General features: G+C 41.3%; 18 protein-coding genes and 1 pseudogene. 6 read left to right on the plus strand and 13 right to left on the minus strand.

Going from position 1 to position 22,406, the window contains the following annotated elements; translation table 11 throughout:
- The 11 genes from nuoL to ndhC all read right to left on the minus strand — a co-directional run bounded on the left by nuoL (position 1) and on the right by ndhC (position 11,951).
- Positions 1 to 1,896 carry an NADH-quinone oxidoreductase subunit L gene (nuoL, locus tag ACSC97_RS00570; protein WP_436658641.1) on the minus strand — a complete coding sequence of 632 codons (1,896 nt, stop codon included), beginning with the start codon at positions 1,894 to 1,896 and terminating at the stop codon, positions 1 to 3.
- A complete protein-coding gene (nuoK, locus tag ACSC97_RS00575; protein WP_004914285.1) occupies positions 1,893 to 2,201 on the minus strand; it encodes an NADH-quinone oxidoreductase subunit NuoK in 309 nt (102 codons plus the stop codon). The genes nuoL and nuoK overlap by 4 nt, the downstream gene beginning before the upstream one ends.
- On the minus strand, positions 2,201 to 2,719 hold the full coding sequence (gene nuoJ / locus ACSC97_RS00580) for an NADH-quinone oxidoreductase subunit J (protein ID WP_171053817.1): 519 nt from the start codon (positions 2,717 to 2,719) through the stop codon (positions 2,201 to 2,203). The genes nuoK and nuoJ overlap by 1 nt, the downstream gene beginning before the upstream one ends.
- Complete coding sequence (gene nuoI / locus ACSC97_RS00585) at positions 2,719 to 3,261, minus strand: NADH-quinone oxidoreductase subunit NuoI (RefSeq protein WP_004914290.1); 543 nt, start codon at positions 3,259 to 3,261, stop codon at positions 2,719 to 2,721. Before nuoI ends, nuoJ begins: the two co-directional genes overlap by 1 nt.
- Positions 3,262 to 3,279: 18 nt before the next feature.
- Entirely contained in the window at positions 3,280 to 4,296 is a 1,017-nt protein-coding gene (gene nuoH / locus ACSC97_RS00590) for an NADH-quinone oxidoreductase subunit NuoH (RefSeq protein ID WP_004914292.1), read from the minus strand.
- Between the two features lie 3 nt (positions 4,297 to 4,299).
- Entirely contained in the window at positions 4,300 to 6,984 is a 2,685-nt protein-coding gene (gene nuoG, locus ACSC97_RS00595; protein ID WP_436658644.1) for an NADH-quinone oxidoreductase subunit NuoG, read from the minus strand.
- Between the two features lie 11 nt (positions 6,985 to 6,995).
- The gene (nuoF, locus tag ACSC97_RS00600; protein ID WP_004952448.1) at positions 6,996 to 8,321 is read right to left on the minus strand and encodes an NADH-quinone oxidoreductase subunit NuoF; all 1,326 of its coding nucleotides are present in this window, start codon (positions 8,319 to 8,321) and stop codon (positions 6,996 to 6,998) included.
- Positions 8,318 to 8,827 (minus strand): NADH-quinone oxidoreductase subunit NuoE, encoded by a 510-nt coding sequence (gene nuoE / locus ACSC97_RS00605; protein WP_004638051.1) that lies wholly within the window; start codon positions 8,825 to 8,827, stop codon positions 8,318 to 8,320. Before nuoE ends, nuoF begins: the two co-directional genes overlap by 4 nt.
- 12 nt (positions 8,828 to 8,839) lie before the next feature.
- Positions 8,840 to 10,627: an NADH-quinone oxidoreductase subunit C/D gene (gene nuoC, locus ACSC97_RS00610; protein ID WP_436658647.1), complete on the minus strand. Its 1,788-nt coding sequence runs from the start codon at positions 10,625 to 10,627 to the stop codon at positions 8,840 to 8,842.
- An 88-nt stretch (positions 10,628 to 10,715) separates the two neighbouring features.
- Positions 10,716 to 11,393 carry a NuoB/complex I 20 kDa subunit family protein gene (locus ACSC97_RS00615; RefSeq protein WP_004881335.1) on the minus strand — a complete coding sequence of 226 codons (678 nt, stop codon included), beginning with the start codon at positions 11,391 to 11,393 and terminating at the stop codon, positions 10,716 to 10,718.
- Positions 11,394 to 11,399: 6 nt separating this feature from the next.
- Complete coding sequence (gene ndhC, locus ACSC97_RS00620; RefSeq protein ID WP_004914305.1) at positions 11,400 to 11,951, minus strand: NADH-quinone oxidoreductase subunit A; 552 nt, start codon at positions 11,949 to 11,951, stop codon at positions 11,400 to 11,402.
- A 397-nt stretch (positions 11,952 to 12,348) separates the two neighbouring features.
- Here ndhC and ACSC97_RS00625 point away from each other — a divergent pair.
- Positions 12,349 to 13,766 (plus strand): annotated as a pseudogene (locus tag ACSC97_RS00625) (GGDEF domain-containing protein).
- A gap of 92 nt (positions 13,767 to 13,858) precedes the next feature.
- Positions 13,859 to 14,215: a hypothetical protein gene (locus ACSC97_RS00630; RefSeq protein WP_004914312.1), complete on the plus strand. Its 357-nt coding sequence runs from the start codon at positions 13,859 to 13,861 to the stop codon at positions 14,213 to 14,215.
- A gap of 37 nt (positions 14,216 to 14,252) precedes the next feature.
- On the opposite strand, the gene bfmS is transcribed toward ACSC97_RS00630, so the two are convergent.
- Complete coding sequence (gene bfmS / locus ACSC97_RS00635) at positions 14,253 to 15,893, minus strand: sensor histidine kinase BfmS (protein WP_004952440.1); 1,641 nt, start codon at positions 15,891 to 15,893, stop codon at positions 14,253 to 14,255.
- A 110-nt stretch (positions 15,894 to 16,003) separates the two neighbouring features.
- Positions 16,004 to 16,720, minus strand: a complete 717-nt coding sequence (gene bfmR, locus ACSC97_RS00640) for a response regulator transcription factor BfmR (RefSeq protein ID WP_004914319.1) — start codon at positions 16,718 to 16,720, stop codon at positions 16,004 to 16,006.
- Between the two features lie 545 nt (positions 16,721 to 17,265).
- Between bfmR and ACSC97_RS00645 the strand changes: the two genes are divergently transcribed.
- The 4 genes from ACSC97_RS00645 to ACSC97_RS00660 all read left to right on the plus strand — a co-directional run bounded on the left by ACSC97_RS00645 (position 17,266) and on the right by ACSC97_RS00660 (position 22,105).
- Complete coding sequence (locus ACSC97_RS00645; protein WP_436658651.1) at positions 17,266 to 20,100, plus strand: ribonucleoside-diphosphate reductase subunit alpha; 2,835 nt, start codon at positions 17,266 to 17,268, stop codon at positions 20,098 to 20,100.
- 62 nt (positions 20,101 to 20,162) lie between these two features.
- On the plus strand, positions 20,163 to 20,291 hold the full coding sequence (locus ACSC97_RS00650) for a hypothetical protein (RefSeq protein ID WP_004799830.1): 129 nt from the start codon (positions 20,163 to 20,165) through the stop codon (positions 20,289 to 20,291).
- 24 nt (positions 20,292 to 20,315) lie between these two features.
- Positions 20,316 to 20,780 (plus strand): hypothetical protein, encoded by a 465-nt coding sequence (locus tag ACSC97_RS00655; RefSeq protein WP_004682967.1) that lies wholly within the window; start codon positions 20,316 to 20,318, stop codon positions 20,778 to 20,780.
- Between the two features lie 41 nt (positions 20,781 to 20,821).
- Positions 20,822 to 22,105, plus strand: a complete 1,284-nt coding sequence (locus tag ACSC97_RS00660; RefSeq protein WP_436658654.1) for a ribonucleotide-diphosphate reductase subunit beta — start codon at positions 20,822 to 20,824, stop codon at positions 22,103 to 22,105.
- Positions 22,106 to 22,406 lie beyond the last annotated feature (301 nt).

Here is a 22,406-nt window from a genome sequence, read left to right on the forward strand (position 1 = left end):
TTATTTCCCCACAACCTGAATCACGATCAAGATCATCAATAGCACCACTACACCGAGTGACATGCTTGATGCGTATTCACGTAATGAACCTGTTTGACGCGAGCTAGTAAAGGTATTACCACCTTTCACAATCGCAGGTAGTACTAGCCATAAACCATCAACTGGATCACGACCTAAGATTTTCGCAATCAATAAATAAGGTTTGACGAATACGATGTCATACAAAGCATCAAAACCAAATGCTGTACGGCAAATATGTGCTAAACCAGCGCCCAATGATGTTTGAGCAAATGATTTAACACCACCATATGCAAAGGCAAATAGGAAGATACCAACTGCTAAACCAGCAAGTGCAATACCACTCGCCAAATGTTCTGCATGTACAACAGCTTCATGTAAAGTTTCAGGGATAACAAAACTTGGAATGCTTGCAGCAGTCAATAAATTTGCAACCGGTGCTTGCAAGAAGTAACCAATTCCTGTTGATAACACAGCAAGAATCGCAAGTGGTGCCCAATATGTCACACCATGAATTGCATGAGCGTGAGTTTTTTCTTCACCGAAGAATACGACCCAAATTAGACGGAACGTATAAATAGAAGTTAAGAAAGCGCCCGCTACACCAACCCAATACAATGTGTTGTAAAGTGGAATGTTGGCAATTGTAGACTGTGCATATACTGCACCTAAGATGGCATCTTTAGAGAAGAAACCAACAGTTACGATTGGAAGTGCAGCCAATGCGCCACCACCGATGACGAAACACCAAAATACGAATGGAATCTTTTTACGTAATCCACCCATTTTGAAAATGTTTTGTTCGTGATGACATGCAAGAATTACGGCACCCGAAGAAAGGAACAATAATGCTTTGAAGAATGCATGAGCCAACATGTGGAACAAACCAGCTTGGTAAGCTTCAGCGCCTACAGCCATAAACATATAACCTAACTGACTCATAGTTGAGTAAGCCAAGATACGTTTGATGTCGGTTTGCACAAGCGCTGCAAAACCAGCCACAAGCAATGTCACAGCACCTGTAATCGAGATGAACTGCATCACTTCTGGTGCCATTTCCATCACGGAGAACATACGGCAGCATAAGTACACACCTGCTGTAACCATTGTCGCAGCATGGATCAATGCAGATACAGGTGTCGGACCTGCCATCGCATCAGCTAACCATGTTTGTAATGGAATTTGCGCTGATTTACCTGCTGCACCCAAGAACAACATTAATGCTGTCCAAATTGACAATGATGAGCTTTGCGTCATTACAGTCGCTGCATTTTCAACGATGTACTGAGTATTCAAAGTACCAAATTGTTGATAAAGCAAGAACAATGCGATGAGTAAGAATACGTCACCCACACGTGTTACTGTAAATGCTTTGATTGCTGCCCAACCATTTGCAGGATTAGAGTAATAGAAACCAATCAGTAAGTAAGAGCACAGCCCCACGCCTTCCCAACCTAAGAACAATAACGCTAAGTTATCACCAAGTACCAACAACAACATGCTAGCAACGAATAGGTTGAAATAAGAGAAGAAACGCGCGTAATCCTCTTCACCACGCATGTACCATGATGCAAAGATATGAATCAGAAAACCTACACCCGTGATCATGCCCGTCATTAATAATGACAAGCCATCAAGATGTAAGCTAATACCTGGCTCAAAACCGCCAACACTGAACCAAGTCCATAAATGTTGAACAAAAACGGTTTGACCACTGCTCGTAAAAGCAAGACCAGCAATTAAAGCAAATAGAGCAGATAAACCAACTGAACCAACACCAATAATGGCAGCTACATTTTCAGAAAGTTTATTGCGCCCTGCCGCTAAAAGGATAAAACCAATGAGCGGGAATAAAACGGTTAAATATAATGTACTCATCCGCGCATCTCACTAGCAGCATCAACATCCAAGTGATGGAAGCGATGATAAAACTGAAGGACGATCGCAAGACCGATACACGCCTCGGCAGCAGCAAGTGTCAAAATTAAAATAAACATCACTTGACCATCTGGCTGAGACCAAACGCTACCTGCTAGGACAAATGCTAATGCAGCAGCATTCATCATGATTTCAAGGCTCATTAGCATAAATAATAGGTTGCGACGCACCATTACACCGTAAAAACCCAGTGCAAAAAGGATGGTTGCGACAATCAAACCATGTTCTAAAGGGATGTGTCCCATTATTCTTTATCCTCTTCTGCACTTGGTTCACGTTTGCCTAAGTGATATGCAGCAACTAGGGCTGCAAGCAACAACATCGCGGCAACTTCTACCAATAATAGATAGTGAGTAAATAACGCTTGACCTACGGCTTTAGGACCAACGATTTCTAAGCCCATTGGTGCAGAAATCGTGGTGTATTCACCGTTTAACATCCAAACAAGTGTCAAACCTAAGATAAAACTCAACATTGCAGGATATGCCCATGCATCTGAGGTTAACCATTTACTTTCTTGTTCAACTGTTTCTTGACCTAGGTTGAGCATCATCACAACGAAGACAAACAAAACCATGATCGCGCCTGCATAGACAATAATTTCAAGTGCAGCCGCAAACGGTGCACCCACAATCATAAAAATACCAGCAACAGCGAGCAATGAAACAATCAAGCTTAATAACGCATGTACAGGGTTCGTGTTAGTTACAACACGAACTGTCGAAACAATGGCCACAAGTGCCATCAAATAAAATGGCCACATCATGGTAATAAGCTCCGTACATCAACTGGTGCACTTTCTTTTTGTGCTTGGCCTTTGTCTTTACCTGTTACAGCCATACCTGTTACACGGTAGAAGTTATAATCAGGATATTTACCAGGACCTGAGATGAGTAAATTTTCTTTCTCATAAACCAAATCTTGACGAACGTATTCAGCAAGCTCGAAATCAGGCGTCATTTGAATAGCAGTTGTAGGACATGCTTCTTCACACATACCGCAGAAAATGCAACGTGAGAAGTTAATACGGAAAAATTCTGGATACCAACGCCCATCTTCTTTTTCCGCTTTTTGCAATGAAATACAGCCTACTGGACAAGCAACCGCACAAAGGTTACATGCTACGCAACGCTCTTCACCATCAGGATCACGCGTCAAGATAATACGACCACGAAAGCGTGGAGGTACAATTTGTTCAGCTGGTACTTCTGGATATAAAATCGTGTCACGTTTGCGTGTGGCATGGCTAAATACCATCCACAACGAACGTACAATCGATCCAAATCCAGCTAGAATTTTATACATTTTGTACTCCCTGCTGTCCTAGGCCTGATTCATCAGAATCACAGCACCAGTCACTAACAAGTTGACCAACGCCAATGGCAAACAAACTTTCCAACCAAAATTCATGACTTGGTCATAACGTGGACGCATTAAAGAGCCACGCGCCAAGACAAACATCATCACAAAGAATGCTGTTTTAATTACGAACCAGAAAACTGGTGGAACAAATGGAATTTCTAAGTTAAATGGAGCTAACCATCCACCGAAGAATAAAGTGACTATCAAAGCTGAGATTAATACCACGTTGACATACTCTGCAACGAAGAACATCCCCCACTTCATACCACCATATTCAACATGGTAACCTTCAGCTAACTCTTGTTCAGCTTCTGGTTGGTCAAATGGATGACGGTGAGTCACTGCTACACCTGCAACCACGAAGATCAAGAAACCAATGAATTGTGGAATGATGAACCACATATCACGTTGTGCTTCAACAATCTCACGAAGGTTAAATGATCCCGCAATCGCAACCACACCCATTAATGAGATACCCAAGAACACTTCATAAGAAATGGTTTGAGCAGCAGAACGTAGACCACCAAGCAATGAGTATTTGTTGTTAGATGCCCAACCACCAAATAACACTGCATAGACTGCGATACCCGCCATTGCCATAAAGAACAACAGACCGATGCTCATATCAGCAACGCCCAAATATGGACTTACTGGGATAACCATAAATGAAAGTACCGCAGTTGCCATTGCAACTGCTGGTGCTAGACGGAAAGTCAATTTATCAGCAAACTTTGGTGTCCAGTCTTCCTTAAACATAATCTTGAGCATGTCAGCTACGATCTGGAACATACCTCCAGGACCGACACGGTTAGGACCATAACGATCTTGCCACAATGCCAAGAGACGACGTTCGATAAATGACATCAATGCAGCGATAAGAACCACAACCAACAAGATCACGATCGCTTGAATCACTGAATAAGCGATTGGCCAGTTCTCAGCCCAAAGTGGCGTTTGACGTATAATTTCTTGATTCATGAATTACACTCCTACCGCCACAGACACAGGCTCAGCCAATGAAACTGTTGGTGCTAAACCAATTGGATAACCAATATAGCCTGTTGGTAAATATTCAATCACTTGTACAGGTAAGCTAATGCTTGTTTCGCCTGCTTGTACTGTAATACGTTGACCGTCTTGAACATTTAAACGTGTTGCATCTTGTTCACCAACAGCAAACATCGCTTCAGGAATACGAGATTCCATTGCAGGTGTTTTAATCGTAAATTCACCAGAACCAAAGATATGGTGCATTGGTACAAGACGGAAACTTTCAGGGTTCACTACAACAGCAGTTGGTGCCACATAGCTACGTGCAGGACGTTTAGCTAAACGATCAAATAGACGCACACCTGAATCACCGCCTTTTAAGTGACCACCCACTTCATCTTGGTATTTATTCCAAGCTTGTGGTGAGTTCCAACCTGCAGACCATGCGAAAGGTACTAGCGAAGAAGCTGTCTGATTACCGACATAACCTTCCATCGAGAACGTTAATGCTGAATCTAGATCAGTTGGCTGTTTAGGTTCATGAACAGATAATGGCGCGCGCATTGCTGTACGACCAGAATAACGACGTGGTTCACGCGCAATCTTCAAGCCATGGATACGATATCCTGCATCAGGTGCAACATCTTGAATGGCTTCAAGCACAGGAACATTCTTCACGATGTCATCAATCACATCATCAAGCAGTGTCCAATCTACAGCTTTGCCTTTGAGACCAGTCTCAACGGCATGTAACCAACGCCAAGTTTCTTTGATTGCATATTCAGGCTTGTAATAGCTTGGGTCATATACTTGATAGAAACGTTGCGCACGACCTTCTTGGCTCACAACAGTACCATCACCCTCTGCAAAACTTGCAGCAGAAAGAACGATATCTGCTAGTTTCAGAGTTTCTGTTTCACTATGATCCAATACAATTACAGCTTCAGCTTTCTCAAGTGCAGCTTTGACTTGTGCAACTGGTAAACGACGAGTTAAGTCATTTTCAACCACAACAACAGCATCATACTCTTGAGCAAATGCCTGTTCTAAGCTTAAACCACCGAATAATGCTAGACCCATTGAGTTCACTTCAGGAACCGTCAAAGATAAACCAGCATTTTCACCAAGATTCTGTGCAACTTGTGCAGCAGCTTCCATAATCGCTGAGTCTTGCAAGCTTGTACCAGAGATAATCAATGGTTTTTTCGCCGCTTTTAAAGTGTCAGCAATCGTTTGTGCAAATGCTTTTGCATCATCGTCAAGACCAGATACTGTTTCACCTTTTACAGCAGCAGCGACAGCAAAACCTAAACGTGCAATATCATTTGGAGAAGCAACAACTTCACCTGTTGCAACATCCGCTAAACGCGTTTGTGTTGCAGCAAGAATATAAATCGGTGATTTTGCTTCTTGGCCAATACGTTGCACAGGCTCTGCTAACCAGTCAGGAGTACGCGTTTTCGCAGCCATTTCTTTCGCTTTATTTTTCGCAGCTTGGCGAACTGATAAAGCCATACGTGGTGCTGTTTGCGTTAAGTCTTCACCCAAGATTAGAACTGCATCATAGCTCTCAATTTCACGCATGTTCGGATTATAGATACCCTGTGTTTGCATGATTGAAGCAGCTAACTCAACCAAGTTCTGCTCTTTTTGAGACATACCTGTTGAATAGTTGGCTTGACCAACAAGTTGGCGAAGTGCGTAGTTTGATTCCAAGCTTGCACGAGGAGAACCGATACCTAGAACTTTCTTACCTTTAAGCTGTGCAATTACTTGATCAAGTGCCTGATCAACACTCACAGTTGCAACAGTTTCACCGTTACGGAATTGAGGTTGGCGTGGACGATCTTCACGATTGACATAACCCGTACCGAAACGACCTTTATCGCAAAGGAAGTATTGGTTTACTGAACCATTAAAACGGTTTTCTACACGACGGATTTCACCATAACGCTCACCTGGAGAGATGTTACAGCCCGAAGAACAGCCATGACATACGCTCGGAGCATACTGCATATCCCATTTACGGTTATAACGTGCAGAGTGCGTTTTATCGGTAAATACACCTGTTGGGCAGACTTCAGTCAAGTTACCAGAGAATTCAGATTCTAAAGTACCTGATTCCGGACGACCGAAATAAACACGTGATGCATTCGCATAAACACCAAAGTCGGTACCACCCGCATAGTCTTTATAGTAACGAACACAACGGTAACAAGCGATACAACGGTTCATTTCATGTGCAATAAAAGAACCTAACTCTTGGTTATGATGTGTACGTTTCGTAAAGCGATAGCGACGACGATCGTGCTGAGTCATGACCGTCATATCTTGTAAATGACAGTGACCACCTTCTTCACAGACTGGACAGTCATGTGGGTGATTCGTCATCAAGAATTCAACAATCGATGCACGAAACTCTGTTGCTTCTTTGTCTTCAATTGAAATGTAAGTATTGTCAGCGGCTGGTGTCATACAAGACATTACCAAACGCCCACGTGTGTCCTCAGGATTCGCGTATTGAGTTACCGCACATTGACGACAAGAACCAACAGAACCTAAGGATGGGTGCCAACAAAAATACGGGATATCGATGCCAAGGCTTAAACATGCTTGTAGCAAGTTCTCTGAGCCATTGACTTCATACGATTTTCCATCGACATGAATTGTAGCCATAGTCGAATTCCTTAAACCTGTTCTACATCGCGAGTAGCTGCGTGGGTTTTAACCTTTGCCTCAAACTCATGACGGAAATATTTTAATGCGCCCATCAGTGGCTCCATCGCACCTGGTGCGTGGGCACAGAAAGTCTTACCAATCCACAACTTTTTAGTGAGTTCAGATAGATGTTGAATATCTTCCATCTTACCTTCACCACTTTCGAGTGCTTTCAGTGCTTTAACAGCCCATGGCAAACCATCACGGCATGGCGTACACCAACCACACGATTCACGCGCAAAGAATTCTTCTAAATTACGGGTCGCTGAAACCATACATTGGGTTTCATCTACGACCATCAACAAACATGTTCCTAAACGTGAACCTGCCTTCATGATGCTTTCAGCATCCATTGGTAAGTCAATATGTTCAGCAGCTAAAAAGTCTGTTGATGCCCCACCCGGCAACCACGCTTTCAGTGTTAAACCATCACGCATACCACCTGCATGATCTTCAATCACTTCACGTGCAGTTGTACCAAATGGCAACTCCCAAAGACCAGGGAATTTCACCTTACCTGATGCACCGTAGATCTTCGTACCAGGGTCTTTAGACTTATGTGCAGAAAGGTTGATATACCATTCTGGACCACGCAACATAATCGCTGGCAAGTTATTGTAGGTTTCTACGTTGTTTACAATCGTTGGACGACCCCATGCACCCGCAACTTGTGGGAATGGTGGTTTAGTACGTGGATTGGCACGACGACCTTCAAGCGAGTTGATTAATGCAGTTTCTTCACCGCAGATATAACGACCTGCACCTGTATGAACATACATTTCGAAGTTCCAGCCACTACCTAGGATGTTTTCACCTAGATAACCTTTGGCACGGATTTGCTCTAATGCTTCATTTAAATATTGAGCAGCTTCGATATATTCACCACGAATGAAGATATAACCATGAGTTGCCTCTAGGGTATAACCAGCAATCAACATACCTTCGATCAATTGATGTGGAAGTTTTTCCATCAACAAACGGTCTTTGAATGTTCCAGGTTCCATTTCATCAGCATTACAGATCAAATATCGTGGACCACCATCATTTGGTGCCATCAATGACCATTTAATTCCTGCTGGGAAACCTGCACCACCACGACCTTTAACCGTTGCAGCTTTAATGACGTCGAGTACATCTTTTGGAGGCATACTAAGTGCTTTTTTAAAGCCTGCATAACCTTCTAAAGCTTCGTATTCATCAGCATTGCGTACTGCATCTTGCTTACTCAAACGCCAAGTTAGCGGATGAGTTTCTGGATTACCGTCGCCATAAATTGGTTTTGGTTCAGTATTCATACATACTTCTCCAATAACTGTTTAACTGATGATACATCCACTAAACCGTGAGTATCTTCATCAATCATTAACGTTGGACCTTTGTCACAATTGCCTAAACAGCAAATTGGAAGCAAGGTGAAACGACCATCTGCTGTAGTTTGTCCGTATTGAATGCCTAACTCGCGCTGAAATGCTTCTGCTAAAGTTTCTGCACCCATTAAGAAGCAAGCAATCGAATCACATAATAAAATTACGTGACGACCTACAGGTTGGCGATAAATACGGTTGTAAAACGTTGCTACACCCTCTAAATCAGCCACACTGATAGTCAGCAATTGCGCAATTGCATTCATTTGAGCGTCATCTACCCAACCATTACGGCGTTGTACACACTTTAAAGCATCCAAAGAAGCTGCGCGTGGATACGGATAGTGACCAATGTGATGTTCAATTTCATGGATTTCGTCAGCAGTCAAAATCCCTTCAACATTCACACGTGGTTTTTTATCAGTCAAAATCATCATAATCGTTTACCCCTAGCGATCCACGTCAGCCATAACTACGTCAATGGTCGCCAAATAAATGATCAAGTCAGATACTAAGCTGCCGTTAATAACAGAAGGCATTTGCTGTAAATGAGTGAATGTTGGCGTACGAATACGAGTACGGTAGCTCATTGTTGACTTATCAGAAGTGAGGTAATACGTACTCGCACCTTTCACTACTTCAGTCATGAATGAAGACTCACCTGCAGGCATAACAGGACCCCATGACACGCTCAAGAAGTGCGTAATCAAGGTTTCAATATCTTGTAATGTCTTATCTTTCGGTGGTGGAACTGCCAATGGATGATCCGCTTTATATGGACCAGAAGGCATATTATCCAAGCACTGCTGAATGATTTTTAGTGATTCAGTGATTTCACGGAAATGCACTAAAACACGCGCATATGCATCGCCTTCATACTCAACTGGAACATCAAAGTCGAAGTTCTCATAACCACTGTATGGACGATATTTACGGACATCAAAATCAATACCCGTTGCACGTAAACCAGTACCTGTCACACCCCAAGCTAACGCAGACTTAGCATCGTATTGCGCTACGTTACGCGTACGACCGATAAATACTGAGTTTTTAAGTGCAGCTGTGTAGTACTCATTCAAACGTTTCGGCATCCACTCTAGCAACTCTTTAACAAGTTTTTGCCAGTTGTTTGGAAGGTCATGCGCTGTACCACCGATACGGAACCATGCTGGATGCATACGGTAGCCCGTAATCGCTTCAACGATGTCATAGACTTTCTGACGGTCTGCGAACATATAGAATACTGGAGTCATACCACCGGCATCCTGAATCGCTGTACCACAGAATAATAAGTGGTTATTGATACGGAACAATTCGTTCAACATCACACGAATCACTTGCGCACGCTCAGGTACTTTAATCCCTGCAAGCTGCTCAACTGCCATTACATATGGCATGTTTTGCGCACAACCACCTAAGTAGTCAACACGATCCGTATAAGGAATGAATGAATGCCAAGTTTGACGTTCAGCCATCTTTTCCACACCACGGTGGTGATAACCGATATCAGGTACACAGTCTTTGACTTCTTCACCGTCCAACTGTAAAACCACACGGAAAGCACCATGTGCAGATGGATGGTTAGGACCTAAGTTGAGGAACATGAAGTCTTCATCAGCGTTACCGCGTTTTAGACCCCAGTCTTCTGGTACGAAACGTAAGTGTTCTTGTTCGAAATCTTGTTTCGCTTGATTTTGCATATATGGCGTATATTCTGTCGCACGCGCAGAATATTCTTTACGCAACGGATGACCTTCCCAATAAGTCGGCAACAAGATACGACGGAGCATTGGATGCCCTTCGAAATTGATCCCGAACATATCGTAAGCTTCACGTTCGTACCAGTTGGCATTTGGCCAAATATTGGTTGCCGTTGGAATGTTTAAATCATTTTCATTCAACGCAACTTTGATACGGATATCACTATTACGCTCAAGCGATAATAGATGATAGAACACAGTGAAGTCAGATGGAGGCAACCCATCACGGTGAACACGTAAACGCTCATCAACCGCAGACAAGTCAAACAGCATCACATAAGGACGTTCCACTTTACGGAGGAACATGAGGACTTCTTGCACGCGTGCGCGCTCAACCCAGACAGTTGGAAACTCTTCACAAGTCGCCTGCACGTAGAAGTTCTCACCAAATTTGGTTTTGAGCTCTTCTACAATTGCAAATGCTGGGCGTGAATCAACCTGAGTTGATTCTGGCATAGCAATGTCAGTTTCAGCCATTGGCTTGGCTTCCTATTTAATACAAATTCTGTCAATTTCCACGATGACCATATCCAATAAGCGATATGTCAAAAACTCATCGTTTAAATTATTTAATTTCATCCATAGAGCGTAGGTTTTTCACCGCAATACGATCAGCATTTTTACGGTCACGTTCTGGCATCATCTTTGGCTTATAAACAGGCTGAAGATCATCACCAATAACCGCTGAAAGTGGACGGCGCTCTAGTTGAATTTGGTCTTGAAGTAACATCAATGCTTGGATTAATGCTTCTGGACGAGGTGGACAACCTGGGATGTACACATCAACAGGAATAATCTTATCTACACCTTGCACCACAGAATAGATGTCGTACATACCACCAGAGTTTGCACAAGCACCCATTGAAATCACCCATTTTGGCTCCAACATTTGTTCATACAAACGTTGAATTACAGGTGCCATTTTGACAAAGCACGTTCCTGCAACAATCATCAAATCCGCTTGACGAGGTGAAGCACGAATAACCTCTGCACCAAAACGTGATAAATCATGAACGCCTGTTAATGTAGTTGCATATTCAACGTAGCAGCATGATGTACCAAAGTTGAATGGCCACAAGGAGTTCTTACGCCCCCAGTTCACAGCTGTATGCAACACATCTTCAAGACGTGTCATCATCACACTTTTATTAACTTCTTCCTCTAATGGATCAGTTACGATCTGACGATCTTGCAATGGATATTGATCGGCATCTGGATTCGCACGGGTTAAAGTATATTTCATCCCGACTTACTCCTGTTTAAATGATGATGTAGTCGGTGTTTTAGATTTAACACGACCAGAAGACTGTGCTGGAATATGACCTGTAGGATCGACAACCAATTCTTCAATGTTATTGAATCGAGTGATCTCAGCAATATTCATATTTGGCGAACCAATTTTCATTGCAACACCTGCAGATTTACGACGATCTACTGGCGCCCAGTTCAACGCACCAACAGAAATGGCATAAATCAAGGCAATCAAGAGATCAACCACAAAAATCACAACCGTGGTAAATCCAAACCACCCTACTTCACGCACAGATGTAGACCACGCGTAGAGATAGAGAGCTTCAAGATCAAAAACAACAAAGAAAATGGCAACGAGATAGAATTTGGCTGACAAGCGAATACGAGCACCGCCCGCACCTACTACGCCTGATTCAAACTGCTCTTGCTTGGCACGCCCCCATGCTTTACCCCCAAGGAGTAAAGGGACTGTCAGCATAAAAACGCAAAGAAATGTAACGCCGATCACGAAAGCGATAATCGCCCAATCGTATGGAGTAATGGCACTCATGCGGGGATAACTCCTGGCAGGCCTATTTTTAACAAAGAATGTATGTATTGGCCTTCAAATACACCAAACACAAAATTAATCCCGCCAATTGTACCTGATTTCTAATTTCTCATGCTAGTTGAAGCGCTTTAGTCTTTTGGATGATTTTGTTCATAAATTTACTGATATATATAAGATCAGTGTTAATTCACCCTCAAAAATCGATTAATCAAATCACGTATAAGTTATTAATCATTTTTTTCTATATTTATGCGCCAAAAACATTCTTCTTTTACAAGCCATGCGCAAAAATATAACAACATGAACCAAATGATTGCATAAGCATAAATTTATGGTTAAATTTTAAACAAAATTTATATAATAGCGCCACTCAAAAGCCATCAGGAACAGCGTTAGAATGCCCTCACTTAAAGTCGCATCAAAATCTCTTTCGCTTTCCCAATTATTTTTATTGTTCAGTGCAGTTATTTTATTCTGCTGCTTACTTGGTATCGCAACACGCCAACTTACATTTTTAGCTTCATTTTGGCCAGCGAACTCCGTTCTTTTAGGTATCCTGATTCGCTTTCCTCAAACACGCCACCCAATCAGTTTTATTGGCGCTATAGCTGGGTATTTAATTGCAGATTCAATGCAAGACACTCCTTTTTTGCTGAATGTATGTTTAACCTCAGCCAATTTACTTTATGTCATCACCACATTAGCGCTCTATATTAGATTTCGGAATTACATTCGCTCATTACATCAAGGTTACTTTTATCTATTTTTATTTAGCTTTTGCTGTATTGGGGCTTTATCTAGTTCATTATTCGCAGCGATTTCACTCCCCTATTTTAATACTAAATTTGCTTTGGGTACGTTTTGGATCGATTTTGGCTATTGGTTTACGGCTGAAATCCAAAATGCCCTCTTACTTCTTCCTGCACTACTTAATGCACCAAACTTTAAAGAGTTAAAACAACAATTTATAGAATTTAAAACTCAAACTGTTCAACTGAGTTTTCCGCTATTTGCAGTTCTTATTTCAATTGTGATTGCATATTACGATACAGGACCAGGTTCGCTACTTTACCCAATTGCACCCTTGATTTGGTGTGCGCTTGCTTATCGACATTTTTCTGTTGCGATCATTACTTCGATAACCTGTGCTTTTATCATTCATCATGTTTCAGAAAATTATTTACAACTCTATCCACATCAATATTTAAACAATACCATCTCTATTCGATTTAGCTTGATTATGATGACGATTGCACCTCTTACTGTGTCCAATATCAATATGGTAAGATCAAAGCTCATTCAGGAATTACAACACATCATTGCACATGATGAGCTCACCTCTAGTTTAACTCGACGGCAATTCCTCCAGTCAGTACAACTACTACATGCACAAGCTCAAAAAGCACAACAAACCACAGCATTTTTGATGCTTGACCTCGACCACTTTAAAAAAGTGAATGATACCTATGGTCATCAAATGGGAGACAAAGCACTGAAATATGGCGTACAGGCGATTCATTCATTACTCAGACCAAATGATTTACTTGGACGTTTAGGTGGTGAAGAATTCGCAATTTTTATGAGTGACATCGACCCTGATACAGCTTTTCAATATGCTGAAAATATACGTTTAAACATCAGTAAGATGCCTATTCCACTCAATGATCAGCAGCAGTTTTACATACAAGTCAGCATTGGGATCTGTTTGTGCACTCCTGAAATCAACAGTCTATTGATGCACTATTTAAACAGGCTGACGATGCGTTGTATCAAGCCAAACATCAAGGACGAAACCAAGTTGTGATATCGACATAATATGTTTCAATTCAGCTACATGCTTTAATTAAGTTTATACACTCTTGTCTCCATTCATCGGTATTCTAGAGTTATAAAACAAGGAGAAAAATATGCAGCTAGAATACACACATGACACAGACTATTTCTTTTTCTCACAACTCTTAATGCGTCATATCGAAACTTATATTCAAAAACATCCTGACGCAGACAATGCGATTTTTGACCTAAGAGATATTTATGAAGTTTTTAGAGAGGATTTTGCTGCGACCACAACAAATCTAGAAGGTATTCTAAATATTGCAGATACATATAAAGTCGAAACACTTGATGGAGATAAACCACTCATTCGAAATTATAAAATTGATGTAAAAAATAACTCTCTATTAATTGATTTTAATGCTGATGCATTACAGCGTTTAAAATCGGGGTATCCACTCATCGAACCAGATGCTTCTGTACAAGAATAATTAATTGCGACAAAGAGAAACCTCAGATATCTGAGGTTTATTTTTTTGCAGGCTGTTTATAACGTTTTGCTGGCCATGTCATGATAAAACGCGCCCCACCGAGATTTGGGCTTTGATCGACTTGTATATCACCACCAAACCAATATGCAATACGGCTTACAATTGACAACCCTAATCCATAACCACCTGAGGCACGAGTACGACTATCATCTAAGCGTGCAAAAGCTTCGAAAATACGTGAGCGCTCTTGCTCTGGAATACCAGGACCATCATCTTCGACGCAGACATAGGCTTTACCATCTGCACGAACACCACCACTAATTCGCACTTTATTGTCACAATAGCGAACCGCATTACCTACAAGATTTTGTACAACTCGATGTAAATAGCGTCTTTCAGCATCGACACGAAGCGCTAAAGGAGGTGCAATGAGTTCGATCTCTTTTTGTGTTTTCAGTGCTTCTGTTTCCATCGCCACTTGATCCAACACTTCAACTAGCACGACATCTTCAAAATCTAATGATGGTGTACCCTGCTCCAATTTGGCATAAGTCATAATCTCATCAATCAAGGTATTCAGCGCTTCAATGTCTTTATCAATCATATCCACTTGCTGAATCCGATAATTATAATCATCTTCTTCGGCAAGCATTTCCATCCCAAAGCGTATACGAGCAACAGGTGTGCGCAACTCATGAGAAACCGCACGCATCAACTCACGTTGTGCCTCGATTAAACGCTGAATATGATCGGACATATTGTTATAGCTGGATGCCAAGTTTGCCATTTCATCACTTCCCTCGATCGGGACACGCAATGACAGATCACCAGATTTCATTTTGTTTAAGGCATGACGAACCTGACGAATCTTTCGTTCTAAAGGTAAAATCAACCCATAAACGCCTAAACTCAACAAGAATAAACTAAATAGAGTAATCCCTGCTGCGAGCTGGAATGGCATCCAGTTGAACATCGGAACTGGACCTAAGACCAAAACTTGTGCTGGATGATTCGGCATCGGTGAAACAATCGAAATGGTTGTGCCTCGAACAGTCGCACTGTCCTTATACAACAGGACACTTTGATCTTGGCGTAAACGACCAATTTGCTCTGAATCGAGATTAATCTCACGAATATCTAAAATATCAATCGGATAATAGAAGTGCTTTTTAATTTTTTCTAAGTATTCACGCTCTTGTCCCGGATAGAAAATTAAATAATCCAAGACAAATATAGGCAACGCCTTCATCTGACGTTCGCCAATTTTATCTACTTTAATATAGATAAAATGCTTCGGGTCATCTTTTAAACCAATAATAATATAACCAACCCCGTTGTTTGCATCGTAGCGCACAACAGATTTTTGCTCAGAAATTCGTCTTTTCTCAGTTCGAGATAATTCAACACGCGCAGCATCAACATAATAAATTGGAAGCTCTAACAAATCAGAAGCATCAGAAATCCAATCTAGCTTTTGCTGCTTGGCAGGTTGGCGAGATACCCCTTCACTAATTACGAATGAAATCCCATCCGTAAGTGATTCACGATATTCTTGCGCACGTTGGTAGTTAATGATTTGAACCAGCAAATAACAAAATGCGGCAACCACAACCACTAAAACGACCAAACCAGCATAGATACGCAAGAATATGCTGTTTTTGAGTACTCGACTTACCATAAGGTCAATAATTCCAAACTAATTAAAGTCCCTCCTGAGCAGTAAACTGCACAAGTCCCTTTTTTCAAGGGAGTCATCCCCCTTTCATGAAAAAGAGGGATTCGGAGGATTTAGACCCCGTTGGTTTCTTTTACAAATAAATAACCTTTACTACGGACTGTTTTAATACGTTTAGGGTTTTCTGGATCATCACCGATTTTTGGGCGAATACGTGAGATACGCACGTCGATCGAACGATCTTGTCCATCGTATTCAATACCACGTAAGCGCTCAAAAATGTCTTCACGTGATAAAATACGACCTGCATTAGATGCTAATAACCATAATAAGTCATATTCAGCACTAGTGAAGTCGACTAATTCGCCATTTAAAGTGACTGAGCGACCACCATTATCAATCACAAGATCATCGAATTCGATACGTTGAGCAACTTCATCTTCTACTGTTTTGTCAGTACGACGTAAAAGTGCTCGAATACGAGCCAACAACACACGTGGCTGTACAGGTTTAGCGACATAATCGTCCGCACCCATTTCTAAACCAAGTACCTGATCCATATCTTCAGTACGCGCTGTCAACATCAAGATCGGTTGATGGTAATGTGGGCGAACTTCACGACAAACTGTTAAGCCATCTGCGCCTGGTAACATCACATCAAGTACAACTAAATCTGGTTGTTCGCTAATAATACGACGAATGGCACGGTTACCATCTGTTTCAACACCAACTTCTAACCCATTACGGATTAAATACTCTTGTGTTAAACGCGCTAATCGTTCGTCATCTTCAACAATCAAAATCTTCGGTAACTTTTCTTCTTGGCTCATATGTTTGCCCCTACAATCAGAGAGAATCTATCTTTAAAATCTGACAGATACATTGGTTTATGTTTTGCAATATACACACGTTTACATTGTAAACAAGTAGTCGTTCACCAAACTGATACACGGCAATATAGTTTTGTTATATTTTTATTAAAATTATGAATTTTAATATGTTTTTCTATTCTCAGCTCAGTTTAAGAACAGGATGAATTTTGAGTATAGATTTTGTACCAGTGTTAAACAATTTGTTTCTTAACTGATCGATACTGATTTAAGTGTTTGTTTTTTGAGTTATCCACAGAGTTATCTATAAGCCTTTTTAGACGGCTTTGTTATGCTATGTGCCTGTGAATTCAGCAGTTAAGACATGAAAAAAAATTTACTAAAATGTCAAGGATTGATCTGCTGTTAAAAATCCCGTATCTTGTGTTGAAAATAAACTTTAACCACTAAGTATTGTGTTTATCCCTCAAACATCGTGGCATACTTTTTGCTCGATTCAAACGGTCCATGAACATAAAAATAGATGATAATGGAGCTATGCTGACATGAGCATCATCACTTCTACTCCTGGCCAACTTCAGGTTATTAAGCGCACTGGCGAAATTGCGACTTTTAATGCTGAGAAAATCTCTGTTGCGATTGGGAAAGCATTTTTAGCTGTTGAAGGTCAACAAGGAGCAGACTCAAGTCGCATCCATGACCGTATTTCTCAACTTACTGAAATGGTAATGAACACGTTTAAACGTCGTTTACCATCTGGCGGTACGATTCACATCGAAGAAATTCAAGATCAAGTTGAATTGGCACTCATGCGTACAGGCGAGCAAAAAGTTGCTCGTGCTTATGTGATTTATCGTGAACAACGTGCAACTGCTCGTCAGCAAACAGGTGCAAATCACCATCCAACATTGCAAATCACCGATCACAACGGTCAGCTCCAACCGTTGGATTTAGATGCGCTTACAGCAACGATTGAAACTGCAAGCGAAGGCTTGGAAGGAATTGACGTTCAAGCGATTGTCGATGAAACCGTTAAAAACCTTTATAACGGCGTAAAAGAAAGTGACATCGCAACAACGATGATGATGGCGACTCGTACGCGTATCGAACAAGAGCCAAATTATACTTATGTGACTGCACGCTTGTTATGTAATGAGCTTGTCGGCACTGGATTAGAATTCTTAGGTTTATCAACAGATACATCTGAGAATGATGCTTTAGAACCTTTCTTGAAGAAAGGGATCGAGCTTGATCTTTTATCTCCGGATCTTCTTAATTTTGACCTTGCTAAATTATCAGCAGCGATTCAACCTGAACGCTCAAATCAATTTACCTATCTAGGCCTACAAACTTTATTCGATCGTTACTTCATTCATTCAAATGGCGTACGTTTTGAATTACCACAATTATTCTTTATGCGTGTTTCAATGGGTCTCGCACTCAATGAAGAAAATAAAGAAGAGCGTGCAATCGAGTTCTATAACTTATTATCTAGCTTCGATTACATGGCATCTACGCCAACGCTATTTAACTCAGGTACATTACGCCCACAATTATCAAGCTGTTATTTAACAACAATTGGTGATGACCTATATGACATTTATGGTGCGATGCGTGACAACGCAATGCTTTCTAAATGGGCTGGTGGTTTAGGTAATGACTGGACACCTGTACGTGCTTTGAACTCATATATCAAAGGTACAAATGGTAAGTCTCAAGGTGTTGTTCCATTCCTTAAAGTAGCGAATGATACCGCAGTTGCTGTTAACCAAGGTGGTAAGCGTAAAGGTGCGGTTTGTGCGTACTTAGAAACTTGGCACTTAGATGTTGAAGAATTCCTAGAGTTACGTAAAAACACAGGTGATGATCGTCGTCGTACTCACGACATGAATACAGCGAACTGGGTTCCTGATTTATTCATGCAACGTGTATTTGAAGATGCTGAATGGACATTATTTACACCTTCAGAAACGCCTGATCTACACGATCTAACAGGTGCTGAGTTTGCTGAACGTTATACGCATTACGAAGCAGTAGCAAAAGAACAAAACATGCTACACAAGAAAGTACGTGCCAAAGACTTATGGCGCAAAATGCTTTCGATGTTATTTGAAACAGGTCATCCGTGGATCACATTCAAAGACGTATGTAACTTACGTTCACCACAACAACACGTTGGCGTGGTGCACTCATCAAACTTGTGTACTGAAATTACATTGAACACAAGCCAAGATGAAATCGCAGTTTGTAACTTGGGTTCGATTAACCTTGTACAACACGTTCAAGGTGGTGTGTTAGATCGTGAGAAATTAGCTCGCACGATTAAAACTGCGGTACGTATGCTCGACAACGTAATCGACATTAACTACTACGCTGTACCACAAGCGAAAAACTCGAACTTAAAGCACCGCCCTGTCGGTATGGGTATCATGGGCTTCCAAGATGCACTATATGAAATGGGCATTGCTTACGGTTCAGATGCAGCAGTTGATTTTGCTGATGAATCTATGGAAGTGATCAGTTACTACGCGATTCAAACATCAAGCGATCTTGCGCTAGAGCGTGGTGCTTACTCAACATTTAAAGGTTCATTGTGGGATCAAGGCATTCTACCAATCGACTCTTTAGAGTTAGTTGCTAAATCACGTCCTCAACGTATGTTCGAAGTTGATCGTACTCAACGTTTGGATTGGGATAGCTTACGTGCCAAAGTTCAAAAAGATGGTATGCGTAACTCAAATGTAATGGCGATTGCACCGACTGCAACGATTTCAAACATTTGTGGTGTGTCTCAGTCGATTGAGCCAACATTCCAAAACTTGTATGTGAAATCTAACCTTTCAGGTGAATTCACAGTGATTAACCCTTACCTTGTTCGTGCATTAAAAGAACGTGGTCTATGGGATACCGTGATGGTAAATGATCTGAAACACTTTGAAGGTTCAGTACAAAAGATTGCACGTATTCCTGAGGAATTGAAAGCAATCTTCGCGACAGCTTTTGAAGTGGAAACTCGTTGGATCGTTGATGCAGCATCACGTCGTCAAAAATGGATTGATCAAGCACAGTCGCTGAACCTTTACATCGCTGGTGCAAACGGTAAGAAACTTGACATTACCTATAAGATGGCATGGTTACGTGGTCTTAAAACGACTTATTACCTCCGTGCTTTGGGTGCGACTTCTGCTGAGAAATCAACAATCAATACGGGTGCATTGAACGCAGTTAAACCAGCATCAGTTGAGGCTCCTGTCGTTGCAGCTCAAGCGGTTGAAGAGAAAAAACCAGAAGCTCAAGTTGAAGAAGATGGTTTCACTACAGCAGCACCTGTACCAATGGCATGTTCAATTGACAATCCAGACTGTGAAGCTTGTCAGTAATTTAATCCAATAAAGCACCCTTCTTTATAGCAAGAAGGGTTCTAAAGATTAAGGCAAAGAGTATGATGACTATGACTCATAACTATATGTTGGGATTAGCTGTTCTGATCTTTGCCTTTATTTTCTTTTATGTACCGATGGTTTATGCATTTTTAGCCATTCGGAAACAACAGCGTAAGCAAGATCAATAAAGTGCTTTATTGGGAAGTAGAACTATGCTTCAAACTGATTTAGAACGATATGCTAATGCTCCTGCTGTTTTAGTACAGATTTATGTCGATCGGATAGTACTTCATTATCCATCTTCTACAGAATATCTAACTGAATGTGCACAGTTTTCACATCCACGTTCGTTATTAGGTGATTTTAGTATCGCTGAAACTACATTAACGCAGTTACTCAAACGTGGTGGTGGCGGTTTTAAGTATTTAGCTCCTTATATGTTTATTCAAGCAATGGAGCGAATGGAATTTGGTTTAACACAAGTAGAAATACGAGCATTACAAGAGCTAGGGCTAAGTAGCGGGGCAAGAGCGATTGCCATTTATGATGAAACAGGCAAATTATTAACGCCAAACTCACTTCCCGCAACTATCAATCTCAAACGTTTAGCGATGATGGGATTGATTATTACCCTTTTTGTTTTGCTGTGTTTCTTATGCGCCATTTTCATTTTTTAAAACTGCAATGTAAATAAATTAAGATTATAGTGAGATTAAATATGTCTATCCTTAGCTGGGACGATTTTGAAGATGATACGCAAAAACCGACTGCACCTGAACACAAGTCTGCGTCCCTCGACTCGCAAAAAACGCTTAATACGCAAGTGGTATCTGATTCAGAGCAATCATCGCCGCGCGTGGCAGTTGCACAACCCACTGGAACCAGTGCCAACCGAGCAACAAATCCAACCGATTCGTTGGCTAGAGCATCTGCAGCCCTAGATCATTTGGACGTTGCACCGGGCTTAGAAGAGCTTGAAATGGGTGCACAGCGCGTACAAGTTGATGATAAAGCCATGATCAACTGTCGTGCGGATTTAAACCAACTTGTTCCATTCAAATATGAGTGGGCTTGGCAAAAATACTTAGACGGGTGTGCAAACCACTGGATGCCACAAGAAGTTAACATGAACCACGATATCGCACTTTGGAAGTCTGAAAATGGCTTAACCGAAGATGAGCGTACTATCGTTATGCGTTCTTTAGGTTTCTTCTCAACTGCAGATTCGTTGGTTGCAAACAACTTGGTCTTGGCGATTTATCGTCATATTACAAACCCTGAATGCCGCCAATACATTTTGCGTCAAGCATTTGAAGAAGCGATTCACACGCATGCTTACCAATACTGTATCGAATCTTTAGGTATGGACGAAGGCGAAGTCTTCAACATGTACCGTGAGATTCCAAGTGTTGCACGTAAAGCATCATGGGGTCTGAAATATACTCAATCTTTGAGTGATCCTACATTCCACACAGGTACGCCTGAAAACGATCAACGTTTACTTCGTAACTTGATTGCATTCTACTGTGTATTAGAAGGTATTTTCTTCTACTGTGGTTTTACTCAAATCTTGAGTATGGGTCGTCGCAACAAGATGAATGGTGTTGCTGAGCAATTCCAATACATCCTACGTGATGAATCAATGCACTTGAATTTTGGTATCGATATGATCAACCAAATCAAGATTGAGAACCCTCACCTTTGGACTGCTGAATTCCAACAAGAAGTGATTCAAATGATTCTTGAAGGTACAATGCTTGAGATCGAATATGCACGTGACACTATGCCACGCGGTGTATTGGGCATGAATGCAAGCATGATGGAAGAATATTTGAAGTTCATCTGTAACCGTCGTTTATCGCAACTCGGTTTACCAGAGCAATTCGCTGGTGTAACAAACCCATTTGCATGGATGTCTGAGATGATGGACTTGCGTAAAGAGAAGAATTTCTTCGAGACGCGCGTAACAGATTACCAAACAGGTGGTGCTTTGAGCTGGTAAGTATTTGCTCACGTCCGCTGAATGACAGATAATGTGAGATTTTTGACACATATTTCGAGATTGTTACATTAATGTTAAATCATTCGTAAGGCGACATATAAGTTTTCCTTAGCGACAAATGAAATTTCCTTGAAATAAAAAATAGAGCCTAATGGCTCTATTTTTTCTTACTTGATGGGAGGTAATAGTGAACCGTACCGGGTTTGTCGGAGACCACTTTTCTTGAGAGAATGTCCCGATGAAAAAAGTAAAATACACCCCTGAAATCAGAGATAGAGCGGTTCAATTATTGATTGAATCT

The sequence above is a fragment of the Acinetobacter sp. P1(2025) genome (genome assembly GCF_051390655.1).
Lineage (GTDB): Bacteria > Pseudomonadota > Gammaproteobacteria > Pseudomonadales > Moraxellaceae > Acinetobacter > Acinetobacter junii.

Excerpts from the sequence above, each read along its gene's own strand:
- nuoL (WP_436658641.1), bottom strand. The coding sequence starts at position 1,896 with ATGAGTACATTATATTTAACCGTTTTATTCCCGCTCATTGGTTTTATC.
- nuoK (WP_004914285.1), bottom strand. The coding sequence starts at position 2,201 with ATGGGACACATCCCTTTAGAACATGGTTTGATTGTCGCAACCATCCTT.
- nuoJ (WP_171053817.1), bottom strand. The coding sequence starts at position 2,719 with ATGTGGCCATTTTATTTGATGGCACTTGTGGCCATTGTTTCGACAGTT.
- nuoI (WP_004914290.1), bottom strand. The coding sequence starts at position 3,261 with ATGTATAAAATTCTAGCTGGATTTGGATCGATTGTACGTTCGTTGTGG.
- nuoH (WP_004914292.1), bottom strand. The coding sequence starts at position 4,296 with ATGAATCAAGAAATTATACGTCAAACGCCACTTTGGGCTGAGAACTGG.
- nuoG (WP_436658644.1), bottom strand. The coding sequence starts at position 6,984 with ATGGCTACAATTCATGTCGATGGAAAATCGTATGAAGTCAATGGCTCA.
- nuoF (WP_004952448.1), bottom strand. The coding sequence starts at position 8,321 with ATGAATACTGAACCAAAACCAATTTATGGCGACGGTAATCCAGAAACT.
- nuoE (WP_004638051.1), bottom strand. The coding sequence starts at position 8,827 with ATGATGATTTTGACTGATAAAAAACCACGTGTGAATGTTGAAGGGATT.
- nuoC (WP_436658647.1), bottom strand. The coding sequence starts at position 10,627 with ATGGCTGAAACTGACATTGCTATGCCAGAATCAACTCAGGTTGATTCA.
- ACSC97_RS00615 (WP_004881335.1), bottom strand. The coding sequence starts at position 11,393 with ATGAAATATACTTTAACCCGTGCGAATCCAGATGCCGATCAATATCCA.
- ndhC (WP_004914305.1), bottom strand. The coding sequence starts at position 11,951 with ATGAGTGCCATTACTCCATACGATTGGGCGATTATCGCTTTCGTGATC.
- ACSC97_RS00630 (WP_004914312.1), top strand. The coding sequence starts at position 13,859 with ATGCAGCTAGAATACACACATGACACAGACTATTTCTTTTTCTCACAA.
- bfmS (WP_004952440.1), bottom strand. The coding sequence starts at position 15,893 with ATGGTAAGTCGAGTACTCAAAAACAGCATATTCTTGCGTATCTATGCT.
- bfmR (WP_004914319.1), bottom strand. The coding sequence starts at position 16,720 with ATGAGCCAAGAAGAAAAGTTACCGAAGATTTTGATTGTTGAAGATGAC.
- ACSC97_RS00645 (WP_436658651.1), top strand. The coding sequence starts at position 17,266 with ATGAGCATCATCACTTCTACTCCTGGCCAACTTCAGGTTATTAAGCGC.
- ACSC97_RS00650 (WP_004799830.1), top strand. The coding sequence starts at position 20,163 with ATGATGACTATGACTCATAACTATATGTTGGGATTAGCTGTTCTGATC.
- ACSC97_RS00655 (WP_004682967.1), top strand. The coding sequence starts at position 20,316 with ATGCTTCAAACTGATTTAGAACGATATGCTAATGCTCCTGCTGTTTTA.
- ACSC97_RS00660 (WP_436658654.1), top strand. The coding sequence starts at position 20,822 with ATGTCTATCCTTAGCTGGGACGATTTTGAAGATGATACGCAAAAACCG.